Genomic DNA, 22,477 nt, shown 5'->3' with positions numbered 1-22,477 from the left:
GAGTGTCCTATTTAACCGTTGTTGAGTACAACATCATTGCTGCAACAACAGCAGCAATACAGATAATTACGTTTAAGCCTATGTGTAAGGCGGCTTTTAGCATTTCGCCCTGGCTGGCCAGCGTCACAACCTCAACCGAGAACGTTGAAAAGGTTGTAAATGCGCCTAAAACCCCAACACCAAGGAATAAGCGGGTTGTTTCTGACAGCGATTGTTGTTGTCCATACGCCAGTAACAGTCCCAATAAAAACGAGCCTAATATGTTAACGGTCAGCGTCGCAAAAGGGAATGCCCGCAGCCCAAATGATTGCATCGCAAGGCTAATAGCGTAACGTCCCGAGGCGCCAATGGCTCCGCCGGCAGCAACGCAGAAAAAATGCAGCAGTAGGTTATTCATCGGGCTCCCTTTTCCAGTCTGACTTAGCGTCCATGTCCTGTAGCCAGCGCAGCTTTTCCTGCAACTTAATTTCTAAGCCGCGCGGCTCGGGCTGATAAAATTGCGTTTCAGCCAGTTCTGACGGCAAATAACGTTCACCGGGCACATAAGCATTTGGGTAGTTGTGCGCATATTGGTAATCAGCACCGTAGCCCTGCTCTTTATGCACTTTAGTGGGTGCATTGCGTAGGTGTTCCGGTACCGGCGCATCGCTGTGCTCTTTTGCCGCCCTGAGTGCCCCTTTAAACGCATTGTACACCGCATTACTCTTAGCAGCACAAGCACAATAAATAACAGCCTGAGCGATGGCTCTTTCGCCCTCTGCCGGCCCTACTCTGTGATACGTATCCCAGGCATTTAACGCTAACTGCAGGGCTCTTGGGTCGGCATTACCAATATCTTCAGAGGCAATAGCCAATAACCTACGTGCTATAACCAGAGCATCACCGCCACCTGTTAATAAGCGCGCGTACCAATATAAGGCACCGTCTGGCGAAGAGCCCCGTACCGACTTATGAAACGCTGATAGAATATCGTAATAATGGTCACCCTGATGGTCGAATGCGGTGGCCTTTTCACCAATAGCGGCGGTAATTAGCTCAGGCGTAATAGGCTGACTGCTGCTTTCAACAAAGTCGGCCACTACTTCAAGGTAATTCAGCAACCGTCGAGCGTCACCACCGGCTAAATCCAACAGCTTTGCCCGGGCTTCACCTTCTAACCTTAATCCACGCTGCCCCAGGCCTCGCTCTGTATCTTCCAGCGCTCGGTTTAAGGCCAGCTCAAGGTCTGCTTTTGAAAGCCCCTGCAAGCGATACACCCGTGCACGTGATAACAACGCATTGTTTAATTCGAAGCCGGGGTTTTCTGTCGTCGCACCAACAAACACAATGGTGCCGTCTTCAATATGTGGTAAAAATGCGTCCTGCTGACTTTTATTAAAACGGTGCACCTCGTCGACAAACAAAATCGTTCGGCGTCCCTGCTGTTGGGCAACCTGCCTTGCTTCTTCAATGGCTTGTCTTATGTCTTTTACACCGGAGGTAACCGCACTGATACGACTGACAGTGGCATTGGCGGTAGTAGCAATGAGCTCAGCTAAGGTGGTTTTACCGGTGCCCGGTGGCCCCCAGAGAATCATTGAATGCAAATGACCTTGTTCAACCGCCACTCGCAGCGGCTTTCCGGGCGCTAATAAATGCTGTTGCCCGACATACTCTTCAATGGTTTGCGGACGCATGCGCGCCGCGAGGGGTTTGAAATCAGGCTGAAAATCTAGATCAAGGCTGGCCACAACGATTAGCTTTGATCGTCCACATCGACACCAGCCGGCACTTTAAATGTGAATTGCTGGTCGTCAATTTGAGTATTTAATGCCACGTCGCTCAACATCAGTTCAGTACGCTCGCCATGCGCTTGTACCATAGTAATTTCTTTGAGCTTATTGCCGTCGAAAGCCAACTCTAACTGGCTGTTATCATTGTTATGCTTAACAAGATAACGTTCATCAGTATAAGTTACCGAGTAGTTCTGCCACTGGTTGGTATTACTGTCTAATACTAACAATAGCGGACTGTTATCAACCATGTCCTGTTGCGCATAAATAGTGACCTGATCTACGAACGGGTTGTAATACCAAACCTTCTCTCCGTTTGCGACCATCACCGTTTCATCGGGGCGCATTGTGTGCCAATACAAATTCGCCGGGCGCTTTAACGTCATAGTGCCACTTAAACTTTGCAGAACATTGCCCTGCTCGTCTTTCACTTGCTGTTCGAACTCTGCCGATAAACTTTGAGTTTGCTCTAACAGCTGCTGTAGCTCCTGTTTATCCGAGTTATTGTCGCTGGCAAATGCATTCATTGATACCGCCATAACGGCGGCGAACCATACTGCTTTCATGAATTAGTCCCTTGGTGGTTTAGGTGCCAGAACATCGCGCTGGCCGTTATTACCTGCACTACTTACGACACCGCTCATTTCCATTTGTTCGACAATGCGTGCAGCGCGGTTATAACCAATACGGAATTTTCGCTGAACACTCGACACCGACACTCGTTGCGTCTCTGTGACGAAAGCAACCGCTTCGTCATAAAGCGGGTCTGACTCGGCGTCATCCATTTCCTGTTGCTCGCCCGGCAATAACGCTTCTTCGCCTTGATCACCTGAGAGAATTTCTTCCAGGTAGTTAGGACGACCGCGCTTCTTCCAGTCTTTCACCACGGCATGCACTTCATGATCATCAACAAAAGCGCCATGCACTCGTATTGGGGAGCCACTTCCTGGTGGTAAGTAAAGCATATCGCCCTGCCCTAATAACTGGTCAGCGCCGGGCTGGTCCAAAATAGTACGAGAGTCGACTTTTGACGACACCTGAAACGCAATACGCGTTGGAATATTCGCTTTGATTAAACCGGTAATAACGTCGACTGACGGACGCTGTGTTGCCAAAATAAGATGAATACCGGCAGCACGTGCTTTTTGAGCAATACGGGCAATAAGCTCTTCGACTTTTTTACCAACAATCATCATCATGTCGGCAAATTCATCAATAACCACAACAATGTTGGGTAGCTTTTCTAAAACAGGCGGTAACTCATCCATTGAGTCACCCGGCTTCCAGATAGGGTCCCGCAGCGGCTCCCCTGCTTCCTCTGCCGCTTTTACCTTAGCGTTATAGCCTTTTAGGTTACGTACCCCTAAGGCTGACATCAGCTTATAGCGGCGTTCCATTTCTCCGACACACCAACGCAGCGCATTGGCCGCATCTTTCATATCGGTAACCACTTCCGTCAATAAGTGTGGAATGCCTTCATAAACTGACAGTTCAAGCATCTTGGGGTCTATCATAATCAGGCGAACGTCTTCCGGAGTGCTCTTGTAAAGCAAGCTAAGAATCATGACGTTCACACCCACAGATTTACCCGAACCGGTCGTACCCGCAACCAATAAGTGCGGCATTTTAGCCAGGTCGACAACCACAGACTTGCCGGCAATGTCTTTACCGAGAATCATTGTCAGTGGCGACTGACTATTACCGAATTGGTCACTATTGATAACTTCGCTCAGCTGCACAATTTCGCGGTGCTTATTCGGTAATTCTAGCCCTACGTATGACTTCCCGGGAATAACCTCGACCACACGCACGGCAACAGCCGACAAGGTTCGGGCAATGTCCTTAGCCAGGTTAGAAATTTTAGACACTTTAACGCCCGGCGCTAAGTCCAGTTCAAAGCGAGTAATGACCGGCCCTGGCTGAACATGCGCTACGCGAACATCGACACCAAAGTCCTTTAACACGGTTTCAACCGTTCGCGATACTTGGTCAAGTTCATCCTGCGTAATAGGGTTTTCTTTTTTATTGGGACGGTCCAGTAACTCAATTGACGGCAAAGGTGGTAACACCTCGGGGTCAACATCGCTTTCTGCGACTTCAGGCTCGTCACTTTTATCATCCTGTTTTGCGGCTTTCGCCTGACTCTTGCGTTCGGCGGCCTCTTTGCTAAAGCGCGGTGCTTTTTCCTCTTCCACCACCTCTTCTTCGTCGACCGCACTAATTGACGGCAAGCTTAATACAGGCTCTTGCTTATCTGCGCCGAATAAATCACTGGTTAACGATTTTGTCTCTTTGTCTTCGTTATCAGTTAAAGCTTCCGTAGAGTTCTCTTCTGGCTCACCTTCGTCATCGTTGCTGTCACGTTTTTGCCAGGTCTGTTTCACTCTGTCGACCAACCACAAAACGCCGACAATAGCCCACTCTCCCAGCTTGTCAGCCACTTGCAGCCAACTAATACCGGTAACCAGAGTTATACCGGTGAAAAAAAACGTGAGTAATAATAAGGTACTGCCGACAAAGTTCAGGTACGGCAAGAGTGACGCGGCAATCACGTCGCCAATAACTCCGCCGGCGGAGAAGTAATAAATGTCGTCAAAGTTAATGGAAGAAAGCGCAGAAGCGCCAATGAGCGCTAGTAACGCCCCAATCATCCGAAGGCTGACCGCCAAATAATCCATTTCCAGTAAGTGGTAGGTTTTGCGGAACAACAAATAGCCTAAGCCCGCAAACCCAAAAGGAATAAGGTATGCAACAAAACCGAATGCAAACAACAGGACATCAGACACCCAGGCGCCAACCGCACCACCGGCATTATGAATACTGCCCTCATAGCCTGTCTGCGACCAACTAGGATCAGCCGGATTAAAGCTGACTAAGGACAAGAAAATAAAAATAGCTAAAGCCCCGCTAACAAGCAGTCCGGCTTCTAGAACTCTCTGTACACCTGTCATTATTCTGTTGTAGCGCCTTCGTTAGTTATTGTTTTTAATAATTACATGATTGTAGCGAATGTCAGCCCTAATGTTACCCCTTTACTAATACTTTATTTTCTTGTTTGACCTCTTCCATAACAACATAAGTACGAGACTCATCAACGCCTGGCATCATTAATAGGGTTTCACCAAGTAGCTTTCGGTAGGCCCGCATATCGGGCACGCGAGCTTTAATCAAAAAGTCGAAGTCTCCGGCAACCAAGTGGCACTCGAGAATCTCGCCAGTTTTACGTGCCGCTTCACTAAATTCAGCAAAGGCATCGGCCGATGTTCGTGTCAGTGTAATTTCAACGAACACCATTAAGTTAGCCCCTAATTTAGCAGGGTTTATTTTGGCATGATAGCTTTCTATAACTTGCTCACGCTCTAGCTTACGAACCCGCTCTAAACAAGCGGTTTGACTCAGTCCAACCCGCTTAGCTAACTCGACATTCGACATGCGGCCATCGTCTTGCAGCAGGCGTAAGATCTTCCTGTCTATTTTATCAACAGTGATTTCTGTGGGGATTTCAGCATTAAACATAATAAATCTCTGAAAAAGTAATTATTAATAGAATATCACACTAAAAAATAACTTAAAAAAAGTAACTCATGCACTTAGGTTTGCGTCTATAATTTGCGCCAAATTATTTCACCGAAAACCGTTAACTAAGTAAGAGGCAGACAATGCTAATTGGTGTACCAAAAGAGATTAAAAACCACGAATATCGCATCGGATTAACCCCTGCTGCAGTTCGCGAATATGTTGAAAATGGCCACGACGTTATTGTTGAAAATAATGGCGGCGCCGCTATTGGTTTTACGAACGAACAATACACAGAAGCAGGCGCAAGCATTGTCGATACGCCTGAAGAGATTTTTGAACGCGCTGACATGATTGTTAAGGTGAAAGAACCTCAGCCAAACGAGTGCAAAATGCTGCGCGAAGGCCAAATTCTTTATACCTTCTTACACTTGGCTCCTGACCCAACTCAAACTGAGTTATTGGGTAAGGCTGGTTGTACCGCTATTGCTTATGAAACGGTCACCGATAACCGCAACGGGTTACCTCTGTTAGCACCAATGAGTGAAGTTGCTGGCCGTATGTCAATTCAGGCAGGTGCACACTACTTAGAAAAAGCTCACGGCGGCAGCGGTACTTTATTAGGTGGCGTACCAGGCGTTGCTCCGGGCAAAGTCTTAATTATTGGTGGCGGTGTTGTTGGTACTAACGCAGCGAAAATGGCGATTGGCCTTGGCGCAGAAGTCACTATTTTAGACCGTTCACTGCCTCGTTTACGTGAGCTGGACGATATTTTCGCTGGACGCGTACAAACGGTTTATTCAACCGTTGATGCTATCGACAAATACTCGCGCGAAGCAGACTTAGTTGTTGGCGCGGTACTGATTCCAGGCGCGGCTGCTCCGAAACTTCTGACTCGTGAAAACATTAAAAACATGAAGCCAGGCTCTGTCTTGGTTGACGTAGCTATCGACCAAGGCGGTTGTTTTGAAACGTCAAAAGCGACGACTCACCAAGACCCAGTTTATGTCATTGATGATGTGGTTCACTACTGTGTTGCAAACATGCCGGGCGGCGTGGCTCGTACCTCAACTATCGCACTGAATAATGCAACCTTGCCTTATGGTATTGCGTTAGCAAACAAAGGCGTGAAAGCAATGCTGGAGAACGACCACTTGCTGAAAGGTCTGAACATGCACAAAGGTAAAATCACCTACAAAGCGATTCACGATGACTTAGGTGAACAGTTAGGCCTTGACTATCAAGATCCGCGGGAAGCGTTACAGGGTTAATAGATCCCTAACGACTCAGAAGCTTCTAAAAAGCCCTGGTGAATGCCTTCACTGGGGCTTTTTTATTTTTGACTTGTTCCACACGCTTGCAAACCCTACAATCAGTCCCCATACACTAGTTATCTTACATTAAAAGAATACAAGCAGTCAGGAGTTATCGATGGCAGACGCCAAGCATTGTAAGTTATTAATTTTAGGTTCAGGCCCAGCGGGCTATACTGCAGCAGTCTATGCGGCACGCGCTAATTTAGACCCGGTCATGGTGACCGGTATGCAACAAGGCGGTCAGTTAACCACCACCACCGACGTTGAAAACTGGCCTGGCGACGCTGAAGGTTTAACCGGCCCTGACCTGATGGTTCGCATGCAGCAGCACGCAGAGCGCTTTAACACTGAAATTGTGTTTGACCATATTAACAGTGTCGATTTCTCCAAGCGTCCTTTCCAACTGAAAGGTGATGTGGGTGAATATACCGCGGACTCAGTGATTATCAGTACTGGCGCATCAGCTAAGTATCTAGGTTTAGACTCTGAAGAAGCCTTTATGGGCAAAGGCGTATCAGCCTGTGCAACGTGTGACGGCTTCTTTTATAAGAAACAAAAAGTCTGTGTTGTTGGCGGCGGTAATACGGCGGTAGAAGAAGCCCTTTACCTGTCTAACATTGCCAGTGAAGTTCACGTTATTCACCGCCGTGATACGTTCCGCGCTGAGAAAATTCTGGTAGATCGTCTGCACGAAAAAGAGAAAAACGGCAACATCACCTTCCACTTGAACAAAACCTTAGACGAGGTTTTAGGTGACGACGCGGGCGTAACAGGTGTTCGTATTAAGGATACACAAACTGGCGGCACCGAGGAGCTGGACGTTGCAGGTTGTTTTATTGCCATTGGTCACCAACCGAACACCGGTATTTTTGACGGTCAACTGGAGATGCAAAATGGCTACATCACCGTCCAAAGTGGTTTAGAAGGTAACGCAACAGCGACCAGCGTACCTGGCGTATTCGCAGCCGGTGACGTTATGGATCATGTTTATCGTCAAGCTATTACGTCTGCCGGCACTGGTTGTATGGCGGCGCTCGACGCTGAACGCTATCTGGATGCGTTAACGAAGTCCTGATACGACAGTGATCGTTCAGCTTGATCCATTATCGATAAGCTTCCCTCCTGCAGCGACAGCACTACACGAGCCTAACGGGCTCCTCGCTGTTGGAGGCGACTTATCGGCTGAGCGATTACTCTATGCCTACCAACACGGTATTTTCCCCTGGTTTTCAGACAACGACCCTATTTTGTGGTGGTCCCCTAATCCGCGTGCTGTATTTTATCCGGACAATATTCATGTCAGTCGTTCGTTAGCAAAGGCGGCCCGTAAGCAGCCATGGCGAGTGACCATTAATAACCAATTCGCCGAGGTTATTGATGCTTGTGCCCGCCAACGTGCCGACAATGAAGGCACCTGGATAACGGATGAAATGATGGATGCGTATATCAACCTGCACCGTCTGGGCTGTGCTCATTCCGTTGAGGTTTGGCTGGATGAACAGCTAGTGGGTGGTTTGTACGGTGTCTCGGTTGGCAAAACGTTCTGCGGTGAAAGTATGTTTCACACCGCCACTAACGCCTCAAAAATTGCTTTGATTCAGTTTGCCAATGCCTTCCACAAAAGCGGCGGTGAACTGATTGACTGCCAGGTTGGCAACCCTCACTTATTTTCATTAGGAGCACGAGAACTGTCCCGTGAACGTTTTCTGGTTAAATTACACAGCTCTCAAAGCGCAACTATGCCTAGCCAATTCTGGTTGCCAAGAGTACTCGAGTTTTCAGAGGTAACCACATGCAGTTCGGATTAACACGGGAGTCTCACTGCAACTACCTGAGCGATAAGCAAGAACGGCTTATTGTCGCTGTGCCGGAAGAGCACCAGCGGTTAAACCCTGAAGCCTATGAGTACTTTATGGCGAACGGTTTTAGGCGTAGTCATAACGATGTGTACCGTCCGCATTGCCGGCTGTGCAGCGCGTGTAAGTCACTTCGGGTGATAGTTAACGAATTTGTTGCCAGCAAAAACCAAAAACGCATAGCAAACAAAAATAAAGATTTATCATTAAACGTTGTGCTTGAACCAACAAAAGAGCACAGCCGCTTATTTTGCGAGTTTATCGAGCAGCGCCACTCTGACGGCGAAATGTACCCACCCGACCCGGCTAACTTCTGGCGTTGGGTATCCTGTGACTGGATGACGCCACTTATTCTGGAATGGCGGGACAACGACGAAAACTTACTGGCTGTTTCAGTAGCAGATCAAACTCCTCATGCGCTATCAGCTGTTTATACGTTTTTTGATCCCGCGGCTCACAAGCGCTCATTGGGCACCTATGCCATTTTGCAGCTAATTGAATACAGTCGACAGCAAGAGCTTGAATATTTGTATTTAGGCTATCAAATAGATGCCTGTAATAAGATGAATTACAAAACTCGCTTTGCCCCATATGAACGACTGGTTGGCAATCATTGGAAAAAAGCGCTAAAATCGCACACACTTTAGGCTACTAACAGAAATCAGAGGATTTTAATGGCGAAAGAAGACAATATAGAGATGCAGGGAACGGTTCTGGAAACACTTCCCAACACAATGTTCCGCGTAGAATTGGAAAATGGCCACGTGGTTACTGCGCACATCTCCGGTAAAATGCGTAAACACTATATCCGCATTTTAACGGGCGACACAGTAACGGTTCAGTTGACTCCATACGACCTGACAAAAGGCCGCATCGTCTTCCGCGCACGTTAATCCGTTCGGGGTTAAGGCCGGCTCAACCGAACCGGCCTTAAGCACTTCTTCTAGCTCTCTACCGTTTCATTGTTGCTGTCGTAGTCAAATTTAAGTTCATCTTTGTCCGACGCACTCACTTTGACACTGCCACCTTTTGACAGCTGACCAAACAGAATTTCATTGGCTAACGGCTTTTTCAGGTGCTCCTGAATAACCCGGCTCATTGGTCTTGCCCCCATTTCCTTGTCATAGCCTTTTTCAGCTATCCAGGCATGAGCGCTTGGGTCAACTTCCAGTGATACACCTTTTTTATCCAGTTGAGCCTGCAGCTCGCAAATGAATTTATCAACCACTTGCTCCAGCACTTGCGGTGTCAGGTGGTTAAACCACACTACTCCGTCCAAACGGTTACGGAACTCTGGCGTAAAGGTGTTATTGATTTCCGCCATCGCATCGTGACTGTGGTCTTGCTGCTTAAAGCCAATGGATTTTCTTACTGTTTCACGAACACCAGCATTAGTGGTCATGACGATAATTACATTGCGGAAGTCTGCCTTACGGCCGTTATTGTCGGTAAGCGTACCGTTGTCCATAACCTGTAGCAGGATATTAAAGACATCCGGATGCGCTTTTTCCAGTTCGTCCAGCAAGAGAACACAATGCGGGTTCTTAATAACCGCGTCGGTCAATAAGCCACCCTGCTCATAACCTACATAGCCAGGAGGCGCACCAATTAAACGGCTGACCGCATGGCGTTCCATGTACTCCGACATATCGAAACGAAGTAACTCTATACCCATAGCTTTGGCTAGTTGTTGAGTGACCTCCGTCTTACCGACACCGGTAGGCCCTGCAAATAAGAACGAACCAATAGGCTGATTCTCGTTCGCCAAACCTGAGCGGGACAAGCGAATAGACGCTGTTAATTTATCAATAGCTTCGTCCTGACCAAATACCACCATTTTCAAGTTGCGGTCGAGCTGTTTAAGCGTTTCCTGATCAGACTGAGAGACCGACTGCTCAGGCACTCGTGCAATTTTCGCAATGATATTTTCAATATCAGATACACCCACCGTTTTGCGGCGCTTCGACGGTGGCAGCAAACGCTGTGATGCGCCCGCCTCGTCCATGACATCAATGGCTTTGTCTGGCAAATGACGTTCATTAATGTACTTAGCTGACAGCTCTGCCGCTGCTTTTATCGCTGGCTGGGTATAACGAATGCCATGATGACTTTCATAACGATCTTTCAAGCCCATCAGAATTTTTGTGGTGTCTTCAACGGACGGCTCTACAACATCTACCTTTTGGAAACGACGTACTAACGCACGATCTTTCTCGAAGACATTCTTAAACTCGTTATAAGTGGTCGAGCCAATACATTTTAGCTGACCGCTAGACAGTAACGGTTTAATTAGATTAGAGGCATCCAGCACCCCACCACTGGCGGCACCTGCCCCAATAATGGTATGAATTTCATCGATGAACAGAATTGCGTGCTCTTGCTTTTGTAGCTCTTTTAATAGCAGCTTAAAGCGTTTTTCAAAGTCGCCCCGGTATTTGGTACCGGCCAGCAAGTCGCCCATATCCAGCGAGTAAATTTTCGCGTCCAGCAATATCTCCGGCACGTCACCTTTGACGATACGATACGCCAAGCCTTCTGCAATGGCGGTTTTGCCAACGCCGGCTTCCCCCACCAGTAGCGGATTGTTTTTACGACGGCGACAAAGAATTTGAGCGCAGCGCTCTACCTCGTAATCACGCCCAATCAGCGGGTCAATTTTTCCTTCTTTGGCCTGCTCGTTTAGATTAGTGCAGAACTTCTGCAGATAACTTTGTTGCTCTTCCTGCTGAGTTTCAATGGTTTCATCTTCCAGCGACTCTTCCGCCGGCTCTTCATCGATACGCGAAATGCCGTGCGAAATATAATTCACGATATCCAAACGGGTAATATCGTTCTTATTCAGCAAATAGACCGCCTGGGACTCTTGTTCACTGAAAATAGCGACCAACACGTTGGCTCCGGTTACTTCGGCATTGCCCGACGACTGTACATGGAATACGGCACGTTGCAGAACGCGCTGAAAGCCTAATGTAGGTTGTGTGTCCGGCTCTTCTTCGTCCGGGCCAAATAGCGGTGTACTGCGGTCAATGTAACTCAACAACTCTTCTTTCAGTTGTTGAAAATTAGCCCCACAGGCGCGCAGCGCTTTTGACGCGTCTGGGTTATCCAGCAGCGCTACCAATAAATGTTCGACAGTCATAAGCTCATGACTGCGCTCTCGTGCCAGCCGAAACGCATCATTCAACGTCAGTTCAAGGGCCTTGTTCAACATACACCACTCCTTACCGTCTCACTCACTTACTCTTGTTCCATTGTGCAAAGCAATGGGTGCTGATTTTCGCGAGCGTACTGGTTGACTTGTACTACTTTTGTTTCGGCGATTTCCGCAGAATAAACACCGCAAACGGCCTTACCTTTATAATGCACCTGCAACATCGTATCTGTTGCTCTTTCCTGATCCATCTTAAAAAATTTCATCAACACTTCAATCACAAAATCCATGGGTGTGAAGTCATCGTTGTTCAAAATGACTTTATACATGGACGGTGGCTTGAGCTCTTGTTTTTCCTCTGTGTCGCTAAGATGTTGTTGGTCAAATTGACTCATTTGTTAACAACCTATCATAAATTGTAGTCTAAAAATTCGTAATTACTTGCAAAAATCCACTCAAAATTTTAACAACAGAGCGCATTTTTTAACCAAAAAAGCTTGACTAATAACTCATGTCACCTAGAGTTAAAGATGGTGTTTGAACGGCTTAATTTCAAGTTAACACCTCCAATAATAATAAACATAGTCTGTTGCAAAAGAAGGAAGTAGATGTATGGCTACCGGAAAAGTCAAATGGTTCAATAATTCGAAAGGCTTCGGCTTTATCGAGAGCGAAGATCGCGAAGGCGATATCTTCGCACATTACTCGACCATTGAAATGGAAGGTTATCGCACTCTGAAAGCTGGACAGCCTGTTGAGTTCGAATTAGAGGAAGGCCCTAAAGGCCTACACGCCTCCAACATTGTCCCCGGTTCCACTGAAAAATAACCGAGGTAACTCTAAACAAGATAAAGGCGCGGACTCACACTCTGCGCCTTTATTTTTGCTTAACTCGCATAACCCTAGCTGTCGATACCAAAATAGCGACGTAATTGATCACGCAAGTTCGGCGGTGTTCCATTTATAGTCAAAGTATCGGTTGCTGGATCATAATGAACTCGCTCACCCAATACTGTGTGGTCAAAACCGACACTGACACCACCGCCCTGACCTTGGAACTTAACTAATTTTCTTAGCGTCGACTTATCGGCCGGAAAGTCGTCGGCAATCTCTTTTTCGCGCTGCTCGGCAAACTCTTTAGAGAACATTTCAAAAGAGTTATCTGACGGATACTGTTCTGCAAACTGCTCCGACAAGTCTTTAATTTTTACCGAGTCGCCCTGCTTCCACTGTTCGTCACAATACTCATACGCTGTTTTATTTAATGCCTGGCGCTGTTCTGCTTCAAGCCCTGACTGCTTCGCGTATTCCTGAACAGTATCAACCAACTGCTGAGTTTGCTCTTTGGTATTCACACGCTCGGTACACCCCAGAAAGTCCAGGAAAAAGTCTGAGACTTTGCGACCCGCACGTCCTTTAATAAAGGAAATATAGCGCTCAGCATCGGGCGCCGTGCGCCACTCGGTTAAATCAATACGCGCAGCCAGCTGCACTTTACTAATGTCCAGCTGTGATGAACGGTCAACCGCTAAATCCGGGCTTATCGTGACGCCTTCTTTTACCGGTAAGAAGCATACCAACAGGTATTCTGAACTTAAGTGTTGATAACGGGTTATCAGTAAAAAGCCAGCTTCCAATAAGTTATAACTTTGCAACTGCTCTAATAATAGCTTGGCCGACTGCTGACTGAACTCAACAAAGTCGAGCTCTTTGTCATACCAGGACTTCAGTTGCTCCGGAAACGGGCTGGCATCACCTTCGTCGGTTTCGGTCAGAAAACTGGCGTAACCTTTAGCCGGTTTACTGGTATAAACGTCCGTTAACTCAACCAGTAAATCATGCAATTGCTCGTCTTCATTCAATGCTGAAGGGGCTAATCGTAAGCCAACCTGACCATCGTTTTGGTAAAACTGGTGAATAATACTTTCTTCAATTCGCAATTGCATATCAGGGACTATCCTTGCTGTTTTGCTGTGTTACTATAAGCGGATTGTAACACGAGACTGGTAGACAATGGGAAAGGACCAACGCGGAAAATACCAACGCCGGGACAAAATAGCACGGCTAATTAGCTGGGGGCATTGGTTTACGTTTGCCAACATTATTCTGTGTTTATTCATTGGTTTGCTCTATGTTGAGGCATCGCCAGAGTCACCGAGTGCTATTGGCACCTTATATATGCTGGTGAGTTGGCTTGGGCATTTTGCCTTTTTGCCCTTCGTGTTCTTCATTATTCTTATATTCCCGCTCTGTCTTATTGTGCCCTACTCAAAGGTTCTGCGCGGCTTAGCGGCGTTAGTCGCCTCGTTTGGGCTTATCGCTCTTATTGCCGACGCCTTATTTTTTAGACAGTACGGCTACCACTTAAACACCTATTCTCTGGCTCAAATGACTAAAGACGCTGAAGCCGTATTTACCGGGGCTAGCTTCGTTATAATTTCAGCAGTGCTGTTAGGGTTCTTGTTAATTGTCGGTATCGAGTTGCTACTTGCTAACCTTGCCTGGAAACGCTTGAGTGACTTGCAGCGTAAAAAAATAGGTGCACCGGCAACAGCAGTATTTGTCCTGTGCTTTTTTGTGAGTCATAGCGTCCACGTTTGGGCAGACGCGTCTTTATATACCCCCATTACCCAACAGGACGATATGTTCCCATTGTCCTACCCGACCACAGCAAAAACGCTTATGGCGAAACACGGGGTTATTGATGTTGAGAGTTATCAGGCTCGTCAACAGATGCTTATGGCGACCGATAAAATTAAACTGAAGTACCCTAAGCAGCCGCTTTTATGCTCGAAGAAAGACTTTGAACAGCCTGCGACAATTATTCTGTTTAATGAATATAGCGAGAACATCAATGCTGCTCTGGCAGGCTCAGGCTTAACTCAAACACAGGTAACTATGCTTGCCCACCCCCGGCAGGAAGGCGGCTTGTTTCAGTTTCTATACGGACTTCCCGATTTTTATCAGGATACAATTGAACGTCAGAAAGTAATGCCTGCTTATTTGAAACCTTTGAACGACTTTAATATTGAAATGAACTGGTACCTCAGTGAACAGTGGAATACTGATGAGCTCAGCCTGTCACAGTTTACTGATGAAATTAGTACAGAGAGTCTTCAAAGCTTTACGGGCCGCAATAATCAGCGCATTAATGTCATACTGCTGACAGAAGACAATACTGATCAGTTATCAGGCATTCTCACTAAAGCGCGACAACATCAAGTTTTGGTCAGTTATTTGTCGCCTAAGGAGCAGTCCGGATTGTTAGGCAAGGAGCAGTTTGCACTTGCAAACATGACTGTCCCCTTGTGGCAATCGAACCTAGAGCTTCCTAAGCAACCTATTGCCGGTTTAATGGATATTATTCCGACTGTTATGGATGATCGCATTGCCTGCGCAGGGTCTTTTAAAAACTACACCAACGGTGAAAGTTTACACTCTCAGAAGCCTCGTTGGCCGCTTATCGAAACCTACAGTCCTTATATTGTTATTTATGACGAAGCGGAAATAACGATTTTGGATAATAGTGGCCAGTTTAACGTCTACAGCAGCCCTGAATTTACTTTGAAAAAAGGCTCTGAACCACCGGTTCCGGTTTTAATAGACGCATTAAAAGACCTTAAACGCTTTACCGAAACTCAAGAGTCAGGTAATTGATGAAAATAGAAGCACTTGAGCAGCTAAAAGGCTTCTGAGGCTTGCGTAATACGTCAAATACAGTAAGATAGCTTCCCTCGGTCGGCGTGTAGCGCAGCCTGGTAGCGCACTGTCATGGGGTGTCAGGGGTCGGAGGTTCAAATCCTCTCACGCCGACCAATTCTTCCTTTAACTATCTCCCTGAAGCAAACCTAACTGTTCATTCAACGGCGCAACAACTCGCCAGTATCCGCCTCTTGCTGAGCCAACACGTTTTAATTGCCCGCGAGACTTTAATTTGGAAATGTGCTTTTCGACAGCACGGTCAGAAATTCCGAGCACTTCTGATAATCGTGCGGCACTCCACTCTGGATGTTCCTGTAATAACGCAAGAATGTTCTCACGAGTGGTAAAGTAAGGCCTAATTTCGTGAAAACGCCCTTTCTCCGAATTTATATCCGAACTTATTACCGAAGCTTTCATCGAATTTACAGGTTTATCGTGTTCCGTTAGTGTCTTTTTAACGCTATCCAGAAGTTCATCGAAAGCCTCATCCAAACGGTTCAGTACAAACTCAACCATGACACTCAGGTCATTATTGCCAATAGACAACCTTAAGCAGTCATAATATTCGCTACGCTTTTCTTTTAACTTAGTTTCAAAGTTAAGCCAACGCAGCAAACCATGCCACTGCTCAAGAATTAGGCTGACCCACAAATGGCCAATACTGCTATTCCCAATAGAAAAAGGCTGAATGAATTCGTATTGACGCAAAAATATGACGGCTTTAACTAGCGGATGCTCGTCCGCTTGCTCCACCCACTCAAGTAATGAGCGGAGTTGCTTAGGCACTTGCCCGGCGGGCGCGGTGGTATGAACCAGCTTGTTATATTGGTAAATACCCATGCCCGTGGAACGATAACTGCCGGCTTCCGGCGTCACGGCAGCGAAAGTTTGTCTATGAGCATCCCGAAGACTCTCATCAGAGCCTATGCGCCAGCGCGAATGCGACTCATAAGCTTCGCTTAAAGACACGCCGTTAAGCTGCGTTGCGTTTAAGTCCATACCAATAGAGGCATTTAGCTTTTTCTGACGCGAAACGTCACTAAGCCCAACTTGTTCAGACTGAGCATCTTCAAGCAAACACTCCAAATAGCCGAGCTTTTTACTAACATCAGCAACCAGGTTAATGCTTTGTGTCGACAACGCGCCCTCGGTATTTATCATTATTCTGCGGTCACCACCCTGTTTCGCCCATTTTCTTTCGCATCGTACAGCGCATCATCAACACGTTTTATCAGTTGAGTGCGAGTTTCATCTTCAGCTAAGTTAATAGCCGCTTTTCTTTCACTATCTAGCACTTATTGCCCCTGCACATATCCCAGCGTATTCTGCATGGCTGCAGTGACTGCTTTTCCAACCAATTAATGTAATCTGACCAAGTATTTTCCTTATAAAAGCTAAAGTAGCTCAGGGCGTTAGCATTAGCAATGAAATCCTGTTTTTGCAGTCTTTTATGAAGTATTTTTCCGCCCAGAGTCGAGCCTTCAATAACATATGCAGCCCCTATAGCCTCAGTGTCAGTCATTGTTCGTCGGGGTGTGTCCAATACTGGAGGGTGGCCCAAAGCCTCTAGGTCGCTCTGAACGCACCAAAGTCGTGGCTTATACACATAGTCACTCTTTGTTAAATAAGCTTCTATAGCAGGCTCAAGTGTTGCCAGAAAAGTATTCAGGCTATTTAACGCCGCAACATACTGTCCACAGCTAATATCGGCTTTCATCAAGTCAGCAAAACAAGACTCTCGCTCAAGTTTACTGTGCAGTTCTTGAGTCTTTGTTCTAAGCTCATTTAATAAAGGAAAGGACGTCAAAAACTTCTCCTAATTATTTCGCTGTATTAACCGATAGCAATAATAGCTACGGCACAGTCACGCAAATAGTTTGTATTAATTAGGTAAGCATGAATTTGCAAAAGGCTTCAATGCGTTTGTGGCCAACCTCGGCAGTATTATTACGCATGTGCGCAATACCGCTTATGAGGTTAACGAGAAAGTGACATCAATTGATAAGTCCATGACGCAAATTGATGGCCTCTCCAACGAGCAGGAGAATAAAACAGACCAGGTTGCGGTCGCTATGAACGAAATGGAAACCACCGTTCGTGAAATTGCCGAAAATGCCAACCAAACGGCCAGCCATGCGTCAGAGTCACGCTCAACCACAGAGCAAAACCAAGAGCAGTTACGACAAGCCGTCAATACCATGCACCAATTGTCTGACTCGATGCAAAGTGCGGCACAGTCTGTTGAAAGCTTAGCAAACGACGTCGAAAGTATTGTTACTGTTATTGATACCATTGAAGGTATTTCAGAGCAGACCAACTTGCTTGCGTTAAACGCAGCCATTGAGTCAGCCCGCGCCGGTGAAGCCGGTCGAGGCTTTGCCGTAGTTGCCGATGAAGTCAGAACGCTGTCACAGCGTACCGGTCAGTCAACCGAAGAAATTCGTCAGAAAATAACTCGCCTGCAAGAGGGCTCTCGCAATGCGGTTTCCGCTATGGAGCATAACCGTAAGCAAGCGCAAAGCACCAGTGAAAAACTGAGCGATGCTGACAATAAGTTGAATGAGTTAGTTAACCTCATTCAGGAAACTGCGGATATGAGTACTCAAATCGCAACCGCAACAGAAGAGCAAGCGTCGGTTAGTCAGGATGTTGCCGCCAACATTCAGTCTATTGCTGACTTTGCGACGCAGGTGTCGACAGCGGTTCGCGAAAGTCACAGCGAGTGTGAACAAATGTCCTCACTCGCTGACAGCCTTCGTAAGCAATTAGAGCAATTTAAAACGTAATATCGGCAAATAACTCTTGCAGCCGTGCAACTTCCTTGTCTGAAAGGGGTTGCATTGGCTGCTTACCCCACACTGGATCCGGCCATGCCGCATCACTCATAAACCGGGCAATATGGTGCACATGCAACTGAGGCACTCGGTTTCCCAACGCAGCGACGTTGAGTTTATCGGGCTTATACTCTGCCTTTAGCCAGTGACTTAAAAAGGAGCTTTCATGCAAAAATTGAATTTGCTGCTCTTCGGTTAAGTCACAGAGTTCCCGCACGTCATCGACTCGCGGAATCAGCACAAACCAAGGGTACTGCGCATCGTCCATCACACGCACCTGGCATAACGGCCAGTCGGATAAAAAGTAACTGTCTTCTAGCAGTGCCTTCGCAACCGGGAATTCACTCATTATTGACTCCTTAATTAGCGTCCTGCGTTTCAAGCTGGCTTAAAAACTGAGAGAACAACGTACTTATTTTAGGTAACGTACTTATCAGTCGGTGATCATCATCCAGTATATGCAATTCTGCTGAGTGTTGCTTGGCAAAGCGCCAGCTGTTTTCTACTGGCACAATATCATCACGCCAACCATGCACAATAGCCGTCGACTCGGGAAGAGCCACAGTATCGAAGTTAACCGAGCCCCCCAAATAAAAGGCCGGCGCCAACACAAATAAGCCCTTACACGCGGGTTCTCCGGCGCAGGCTGTTGCCACGTAACCGCCCATGCTTGAGCCCACCAATACAACCGGCCCTTCTATAAATGTTAATTTTTCTCGAAGTTTAAGAGCGCGTTCATCAACATTGTCGATCCCCTGATAATCGACACTATCAACCTCAAAGCCTTTTTCTTCAGCTTTTTTAGCGAGTTCTTTGATCTTGGTTCCCCAAGGTCCGCTTTCTTTTCCGTGACTAAAAACAACATTCATGTATCAAAACCCTATATTTTTTGTTTAACTTGCGCTAAAACTACAGTATAGATTGAGTTAACAAACATAATGCACACAGGAGGACGTTATGCCGCTAAAAAATGGTGTATCGCTACTTGTAATGGTGGCTGCTTCAATGGGCTCATTCCTGTCTGCAAAAGCAGTGGCTAACGATGACATTACCTGGGGCGTTAACTCGGCACCGCCTTTTCATATTTACGATGGCGAATATAAAGACGCCGGTGTTTGCGATGCTCTGGTCAGTGCGTTCCAGCAAGAGCTGCCGCAAAACATTCATAACATTAGAAAGCTGCCGTCAAAACGCATTACAATGATAATGAAACGCAGTAAAAACCTGTGCTTTCCCTGTGTCATTAAAAATAGCCCCTATAACGACACCTTTCTTTACAGCGATACAACCCACAAGTATGCGCCACATGGGGTAATAACCAACCGAGATACCGCCCAGTATATCACTGCCAAATATGGCTACCCTGTTCGGTTCGAAGAGCTCGCGAAAGACACCGACTTACGCTTTGGACAACCCGATGAACGCCGTTACGGCAAATTACAGCCTTTTATCGATGACTACCTGCTTAACTCAAGTAACTTTAGCTTTATCAGTGGACAGAAGTCACACGTAAGCGTGCTTGCTATGATACTGAATGATCGTATTGACTACACTGTCGACTACGAAATGATAAAAAACTATTACCAGCGCACTCATGATGACGGTGCCAAACTGAGTTTTATTCCTATTGCAGAATACGACGGTCAGGTTATTGAAGGTGCGGTTGGTTGTACACGAAACGAATGGGGCAAACGCACCATAGAAACCCTGAACAGCGCGATAAGCTCCGTACAAAGCAATTCAGAGTTTCAGCGAGCGTTAGACCGGTGGTTGGGACCAAACCGGCCACGTTAATGTCGGTAGAGTTAACCGAAACGCTTTTCTAAGTATTGATTAATATCATCGGACTCGTACATCCAGGTGGCAGAGCCGTCTTCTTCGCTTATACGTAAGCATGGAACTTTCACTCGACCGCCACCCTGCTCTAACTCATTTCTATGAGTTTGGTTGTGTTGCGCATCACGCAGTTCGATAGGCAACGACAAACGCGCAATGGTTTTGCGAACCTTTATACAAAACGGACAGGTTTTAAATTGATATAACGCCAGGTTCTTACACTGTTCATCCACCTTGCTTTGCTCTTCAGTACTGCGTTCAACACCTTTCGGGGTTGTCAGCTTTTCACCAATAATCATAAATGGCATTAAAATAAGACGAACTAAGCGGAAGAAATAACGAATCACAATGCGCATAAAGCAAAAACTCAACTATTAATAACAAAGAAAGGCCGATAGCCTAGCACATATCGGCCTATTGCTTAACGCTCGTTTAATACCTCGCTAGCAATTTCAAAACTCCTCAAGCGCGCGTCGTGATCATACCCATGGCAGGTTAAAATCAATTCATCGATACCGGTGTCATCAATAAACTGATTGATATGACGACTCACGGTATCTTTTGTGCCAACTGCGGTATAAGTCAGTGCGTGATTCGCACCTGCAATTTCCTGCGGTGAGCCCACCCGGCTAATATCCTCAACCGGCGCTTTTAATTTACCCGGCATGCCTCGTCTAAGCGCAATGAACTGCTGTTGCATTGAGCTCATCATGTATCGGGCATCGGTTTCAGAGTCTGCGGCAAACACATTCATTGCTGTCGCAACATAAGGCTTATCCAAATATTGTGAAGGCTTAAAATTGTCCCGATACGCTTTTAGTGCATGGTGCAGATAGTCCGGTGCAAAATGCGAGGCGAAGGCGTAAGGTAGACCCAGGTGAGCTGCAAGCTGCGCCCCAAAGGTACTGGACCCCAGCAACCAAACCGGTATTTTTTGCCCATAGCCAGGTACCGCTTTAATGACATCAGCAGGCTGAGCTTCTGCCAGATAGCCAAGTAACTCTTGCACGTCACGCGGGAAGTTCTCTGCGTCATTCGGAGTACGGCGCAATGCCCGTAATGTTGCACCATCAGTGCCTGGCGCCCTGCCCAGCCCTAAATCGACTCGGCCCGGGTATAACGCATCTAAGGTTCCGAATTGCTCCGCCACTACGAAAGGCGCATGATTTGGCAACATAATACCGGCTGAACCCACTCGTATGTGCTCGGTTTTGCTAGCCACATAACCCAATGCTACCGCCGTTGCGGCCGAGGCTATGCCTTCCATATTATGATGCTCTGCCATCCAGAAGCGAGAGTAGCCCCACTTTTCTGCGTGCTTAGCAATGTCTGCTGCATTATGCAACGCGGTTGCAGCTGTTCCCTCTTCGGTCACCGGAGCCAGGTCTAATAATGAATATTTCATAACAACTCAAAAACAGTGATTGATACTCTCTATATTGGCATGGCTTCTTTATTTTCAAGGTCTGATTGCAATGACTGCGTAACCTCCTCGGGCCAGACACTCGCCTGCACCTTCGCAATATGGCTGTCCTGCATAAGGAACATAACCACTCGCGACTGGCCTATACCACCACCAATTGTTAAGGGCATTTTCCCACCGATAAGCGATTTATGCCAAGGTAAGCATGCTTTAGATTGCTGCTGACTCAATTCGAGTTGACGTTTTAGTGCAGCCTTATCAACTCTAATCCCCATAGAGGATAGCTCTAACGCATCGTCGATAGCCTCGTGCCAGACGAGTAAATCACCGTTTAATCCGGTTTCACCGGTTTCTGACACCGTGCTCCAGTCGTCGTAGTCGGGCGCGCGTGCATCATGCGCTTGTCCATCACTTAAGCGCGCACCAATACCAATAATAAAAACGGCGCCGTACGCTTTAGTTATTTCCCGCTCGCGTTGTTTCGAGCTCAGTTCGGGGTACTGCTGCGCGAGAGTTTCACTGTGAATAAAGTAAATGTCGTCTGGCAGTTCTAACCCTCTCGCTCTAATTTCAGGAATGCACTCAACAGTGCGAAGCAACGCCGCATAGATGCGCCTGACAGTGCACTTTAAGTAAGCCACGCTGCGATCATGCTCGGCAATGACCTTTTCCCAGTCCCATTGGTCGACATACACCGAATGCTTGTGACCTAAGCTTTCTTCATCGGGCCGTAACGCGGTCATGTGGGTTAAAATGCCCTCTCCCTCGCTGAATCCATACTCACCGAGTAATTGTCGCTTCCATTTCGCTAACGAGTGAACGACTTCATAGGTCTTGTTGGGTATCGCCTTTATTGACACTTTAACCGATTGCTCTTTACCAGACAGGTCATCCTGCACGCCAGTTCCACATTCGCTCAGTAGCGGTGCCTGAACCTCAATAAGGTTTAATGCCGATGCAAGTTCCTGAGTAAATTGTGTTTTAATTTGTCGAATCAGTTGCTGTCGTTTTATAAATGAATGTTTCATAAGTCTCTCCTACTTTCTGTTAACTCATTAACACCAAATAAGA

Annotated in this window: 25 protein-coding genes and 1 tRNA gene; 10 read left to right on the top strand and 16 right to left on the bottom strand. The window is 46.8% G+C overall.

The features are described 5' to 3' along the window. Positions 1–7: 7 nt before the first annotated feature. The 5 genes from crcB to lrp form a co-directional block, all read right to left on the bottom strand. The gene (gene crcB, locus UM402_RS06320) at positions 8–397 is read right to left on the bottom strand and encodes a fluoride efflux transporter CrcB (protein WP_058579216.1); all 390 of its coding nucleotides are present in this window, start codon (positions 395–397) and stop codon (positions 8–10) included. Further along, on the bottom strand, positions 390–1,676 hold the full coding sequence (locus tag UM402_RS06315) for a replication-associated recombination protein A (RefSeq protein ID WP_322295466.1): 1,287 nt from the start codon (positions 1,674–1,676) through the stop codon (positions 390–392). Before UM402_RS06315 ends, crcB begins: the two co-directional genes overlap by 8 nt. 59 nt (positions 1,677–1,735) lie before the next feature. Further along, complete coding sequence (lolA, locus tag UM402_RS06310; protein ID WP_058579218.1) at positions 1,736–2,338, bottom strand: outer membrane lipoprotein chaperone LolA; 603 nt, start codon at positions 2,336–2,338, stop codon at positions 1,736–1,738. A 3-nt stretch (positions 2,339–2,341) separates the two neighbouring features. Beyond that, positions 2,342–4,723 carry a DNA translocase FtsK gene (locus UM402_RS06305; protein WP_058579219.1) on the bottom strand — a complete coding sequence of 794 codons (2,382 nt, stop codon included), beginning with the start codon at positions 4,721–4,723 and terminating at the stop codon, positions 2,342–2,344. A gap of 73 nt (positions 4,724–4,796) precedes the next feature. Further along, positions 4,797–5,288: a leucine-responsive transcriptional regulator Lrp gene (lrp, locus tag UM402_RS06300; protein ID WP_058579220.1), complete on the bottom strand. Its 492-nt coding sequence runs from the start codon at positions 5,286–5,288 to the stop codon at positions 4,797–4,799. Positions 5,289–5,431: 143 nt separating this feature from the next. Here lrp and ald point away from each other — a divergent pair, with 143 nt between their 5' ends. The 5 genes from ald (at position 5,432) to infA (ending at position 9,353) form a co-directional block, all read left to right on the top strand. Beyond that, positions 5,432–6,559: an alanine dehydrogenase gene (gene ald, locus UM402_RS06295; RefSeq protein ID WP_053953587.1), complete on the top strand. Its 1,128-nt coding sequence runs from the start codon at positions 5,432–5,434 to the stop codon at positions 6,557–6,559. A 160-nt stretch (positions 6,560–6,719) separates the two neighbouring features. Further along, positions 6,720–7,679 carry a thioredoxin-disulfide reductase gene (gene trxB / locus UM402_RS06290; RefSeq protein WP_058579221.1) on the top strand — a complete coding sequence of 320 codons (960 nt, stop codon included), beginning with the start codon at positions 6,720–6,722 and terminating at the stop codon, positions 7,677–7,679. 7 nt (positions 7,680–7,686) lie between these two features. Then, positions 7,687–8,412, top strand: a complete 726-nt coding sequence (gene aat / locus UM402_RS06285; protein ID WP_058579222.1) for a leucyl/phenylalanyl-tRNA--protein transferase — start codon at positions 7,687–7,689, stop codon at positions 8,410–8,412. After that, positions 8,397–9,107, top strand: a complete 711-nt coding sequence (locus UM402_RS06280) for an arginyltransferase (RefSeq protein ID WP_058579223.1) — start codon at positions 8,397–8,399, stop codon at positions 9,105–9,107. Before aat ends, UM402_RS06280 begins: the two co-directional genes overlap by 16 nt. A 27-nt stretch (positions 9,108–9,134) precedes the next feature. After that, on the top strand, positions 9,135–9,353 hold the full coding sequence (infA, locus tag UM402_RS06275; protein ID WP_053953583.1) for a translation initiation factor IF-1: 219 nt from the start codon (positions 9,135–9,137) through the stop codon (positions 9,351–9,353). 50 nt (positions 9,354–9,403) lie between these two features. Here the strand turns inward: infA and clpA are convergent, their stop codons facing one another. Continuing rightward, a complete protein-coding gene (gene clpA, locus UM402_RS06270) occupies positions 9,404–11,671 on the bottom strand; it encodes an ATP-dependent Clp protease ATP-binding subunit ClpA (protein WP_053953582.1) in 2,268 nt (755 codons plus the stop codon). A gap of 26 nt (positions 11,672–11,697) precedes the next feature. Next, entirely contained in the window at positions 11,698–12,006 is a 309-nt protein-coding gene (clpS, locus tag UM402_RS06265; protein WP_053953581.1) for an ATP-dependent Clp protease adapter ClpS, read from the bottom strand. Between the two features lie 217 nt (positions 12,007–12,223). Between clpS and cspD the strand changes: the two genes are divergently transcribed. Then, positions 12,224–12,439, top strand: a complete 216-nt coding sequence (gene cspD / locus UM402_RS06260) for a cold shock domain-containing protein CspD (protein ID WP_053953580.1) — start codon at positions 12,224–12,226, stop codon at positions 12,437–12,439. 74 nt (positions 12,440–12,513) lie between these two features. Here cspD and yejK read toward each other — a convergent pair whose 3' ends face one another. Next, positions 12,514–13,557: a nucleoid-associated protein YejK gene (gene yejK / locus UM402_RS06255; RefSeq protein WP_053953579.1), complete on the bottom strand. Its 1,044-nt coding sequence runs from the start codon at positions 13,555–13,557 to the stop codon at positions 12,514–12,516. A 67-nt stretch (positions 13,558–13,624) separates the two neighbouring features. Between yejK and UM402_RS06250 the strand changes: the two genes are divergently transcribed. Together UM402_RS06250 and UM402_RS06245 are read left to right on the top strand one after the other, a co-directional pair. After that, the gene (locus UM402_RS06250) at positions 13,625–15,268 is read left to right on the top strand and encodes a DUF3413 domain-containing protein (RefSeq protein WP_053953578.1); all 1,644 of its coding nucleotides are present in this window, start codon (positions 13,625–13,627) and stop codon (positions 15,266–15,268) included. A gap of 82 nt (positions 15,269–15,350) precedes the next feature. Then, positions 15,351–15,427, top strand: a tRNA-Pro gene (locus UM402_RS06245). A 9-nt stretch (positions 15,428–15,436) separates the two neighbouring features. Here UM402_RS06245 and UM402_RS06240 read toward each other — a convergent pair. The 3 genes from UM402_RS06240 to UM402_RS06230 are packed head-to-tail and all read right to left on the bottom strand — an operon-like array spanning position 15,437 to position 17,120. After that, positions 15,437–16,474 carry a Fic family protein gene (locus UM402_RS06240; protein WP_053953577.1) on the bottom strand — a complete coding sequence of 346 codons (1,038 nt, stop codon included), beginning with the start codon at positions 16,472–16,474 and terminating at the stop codon, positions 15,437–15,439. Continuing rightward, positions 16,474–16,608: a hypothetical protein gene (locus UM402_RS06235; protein ID WP_268762562.1), complete on the bottom strand. Its 135-nt coding sequence runs from the start codon at positions 16,606–16,608 to the stop codon at positions 16,474–16,476. Before UM402_RS06235 ends, UM402_RS06240 begins: the two co-directional genes overlap by 1 nt. Beyond that, positions 16,602–17,120, bottom strand: coding sequence for a biliverdin-producing heme oxygenase (locus UM402_RS06230; protein ID WP_058579224.1), 519 nt, complete (start codon positions 17,118–17,120; stop codon positions 16,602–16,604). Before UM402_RS06230 ends, UM402_RS06235 begins: the two co-directional genes overlap by 7 nt. A gap of 118 nt (positions 17,121–17,238) precedes the next feature. Between UM402_RS06230 and UM402_RS06225 the strand changes: the two genes are divergently transcribed. Then, the gene (locus tag UM402_RS06225; RefSeq protein ID WP_058579225.1) at positions 17,239–18,099 is read left to right on the top strand and encodes a methyl-accepting chemotaxis protein; all 861 of its coding nucleotides are present in this window, start codon (positions 17,239–17,241) and stop codon (positions 18,097–18,099) included. On the opposite strand, the gene UM402_RS06220 is transcribed toward UM402_RS06225, so the two are convergent. Both UM402_RS06220 and UM402_RS06215 read right to left on the bottom strand, forming a co-directional pair. After that, positions 18,089–18,496: an HIT domain-containing protein gene (locus tag UM402_RS06220; RefSeq protein WP_053953574.1), complete on the bottom strand. Its 408-nt coding sequence runs from the start codon at positions 18,494–18,496 to the stop codon at positions 18,089–18,091. The two genes, UM402_RS06225 and UM402_RS06220, sit on opposite strands and share 11 nt — an antisense overlap. A gap of 10 nt (positions 18,497–18,506) precedes the next feature. Continuing rightward, the gene (locus UM402_RS06215; RefSeq protein WP_058579226.1) at positions 18,507–19,016 is read right to left on the bottom strand and encodes an alpha/beta hydrolase; all 510 of its coding nucleotides are present in this window, start codon (positions 19,014–19,016) and stop codon (positions 18,507–18,509) included. A gap of 88 nt (positions 19,017–19,104) precedes the next feature. On the opposite strand from UM402_RS06215, the gene UM402_RS06210 reads away from it, so the two are divergent. Then, positions 19,105–19,941 (top strand): hypothetical protein, encoded by an 837-nt coding sequence (locus UM402_RS06210; protein WP_273269602.1) that lies wholly within the window; start codon positions 19,105–19,107, stop codon positions 19,939–19,941. 11 nt (positions 19,942–19,952) lie between these two features. On the opposite strand, the gene UM402_RS06205 is transcribed toward UM402_RS06210, so the two are convergent. From UM402_RS06205 to asnA, 3 genes are all read right to left on the bottom strand, one after another. After that, the gene (locus UM402_RS06205; protein WP_058579227.1) at positions 19,953–20,339 is read right to left on the bottom strand and encodes a glutaredoxin family protein; all 387 of its coding nucleotides are present in this window, start codon (positions 20,337–20,339) and stop codon (positions 19,953–19,955) included. Positions 20,340–20,404: 65 nt separating this feature from the next. After that, positions 20,405–21,388, bottom strand: a complete 984-nt coding sequence (locus tag UM402_RS06200; protein WP_058579228.1) for an LLM class flavin-dependent oxidoreductase — start codon at positions 21,386–21,388, stop codon at positions 20,405–20,407. Positions 21,389–21,417: 29 nt separating this feature from the next. Continuing rightward, a complete protein-coding gene (gene asnA / locus UM402_RS06195; RefSeq protein WP_058579229.1) occupies positions 21,418–22,434 on the bottom strand; it encodes an aspartate--ammonia ligase in 1,017 nt (338 codons plus the stop codon). Between the last annotated feature and the right edge of the window lie 43 nt (positions 22,435–22,477).

It is taken from the genome of Idiomarina sp. OXR-189 (assembly GCF_034373425.1).
Lineage (GTDB): Bacteria > Pseudomonadota > Gammaproteobacteria > Enterobacterales > Alteromonadaceae > Idiomarina > Idiomarina zobellii.
The sequence above is the reverse complement of the archived record's forward strand: the minus strand, read 5'-3'. Positions and strand labels throughout refer to the sequence as shown.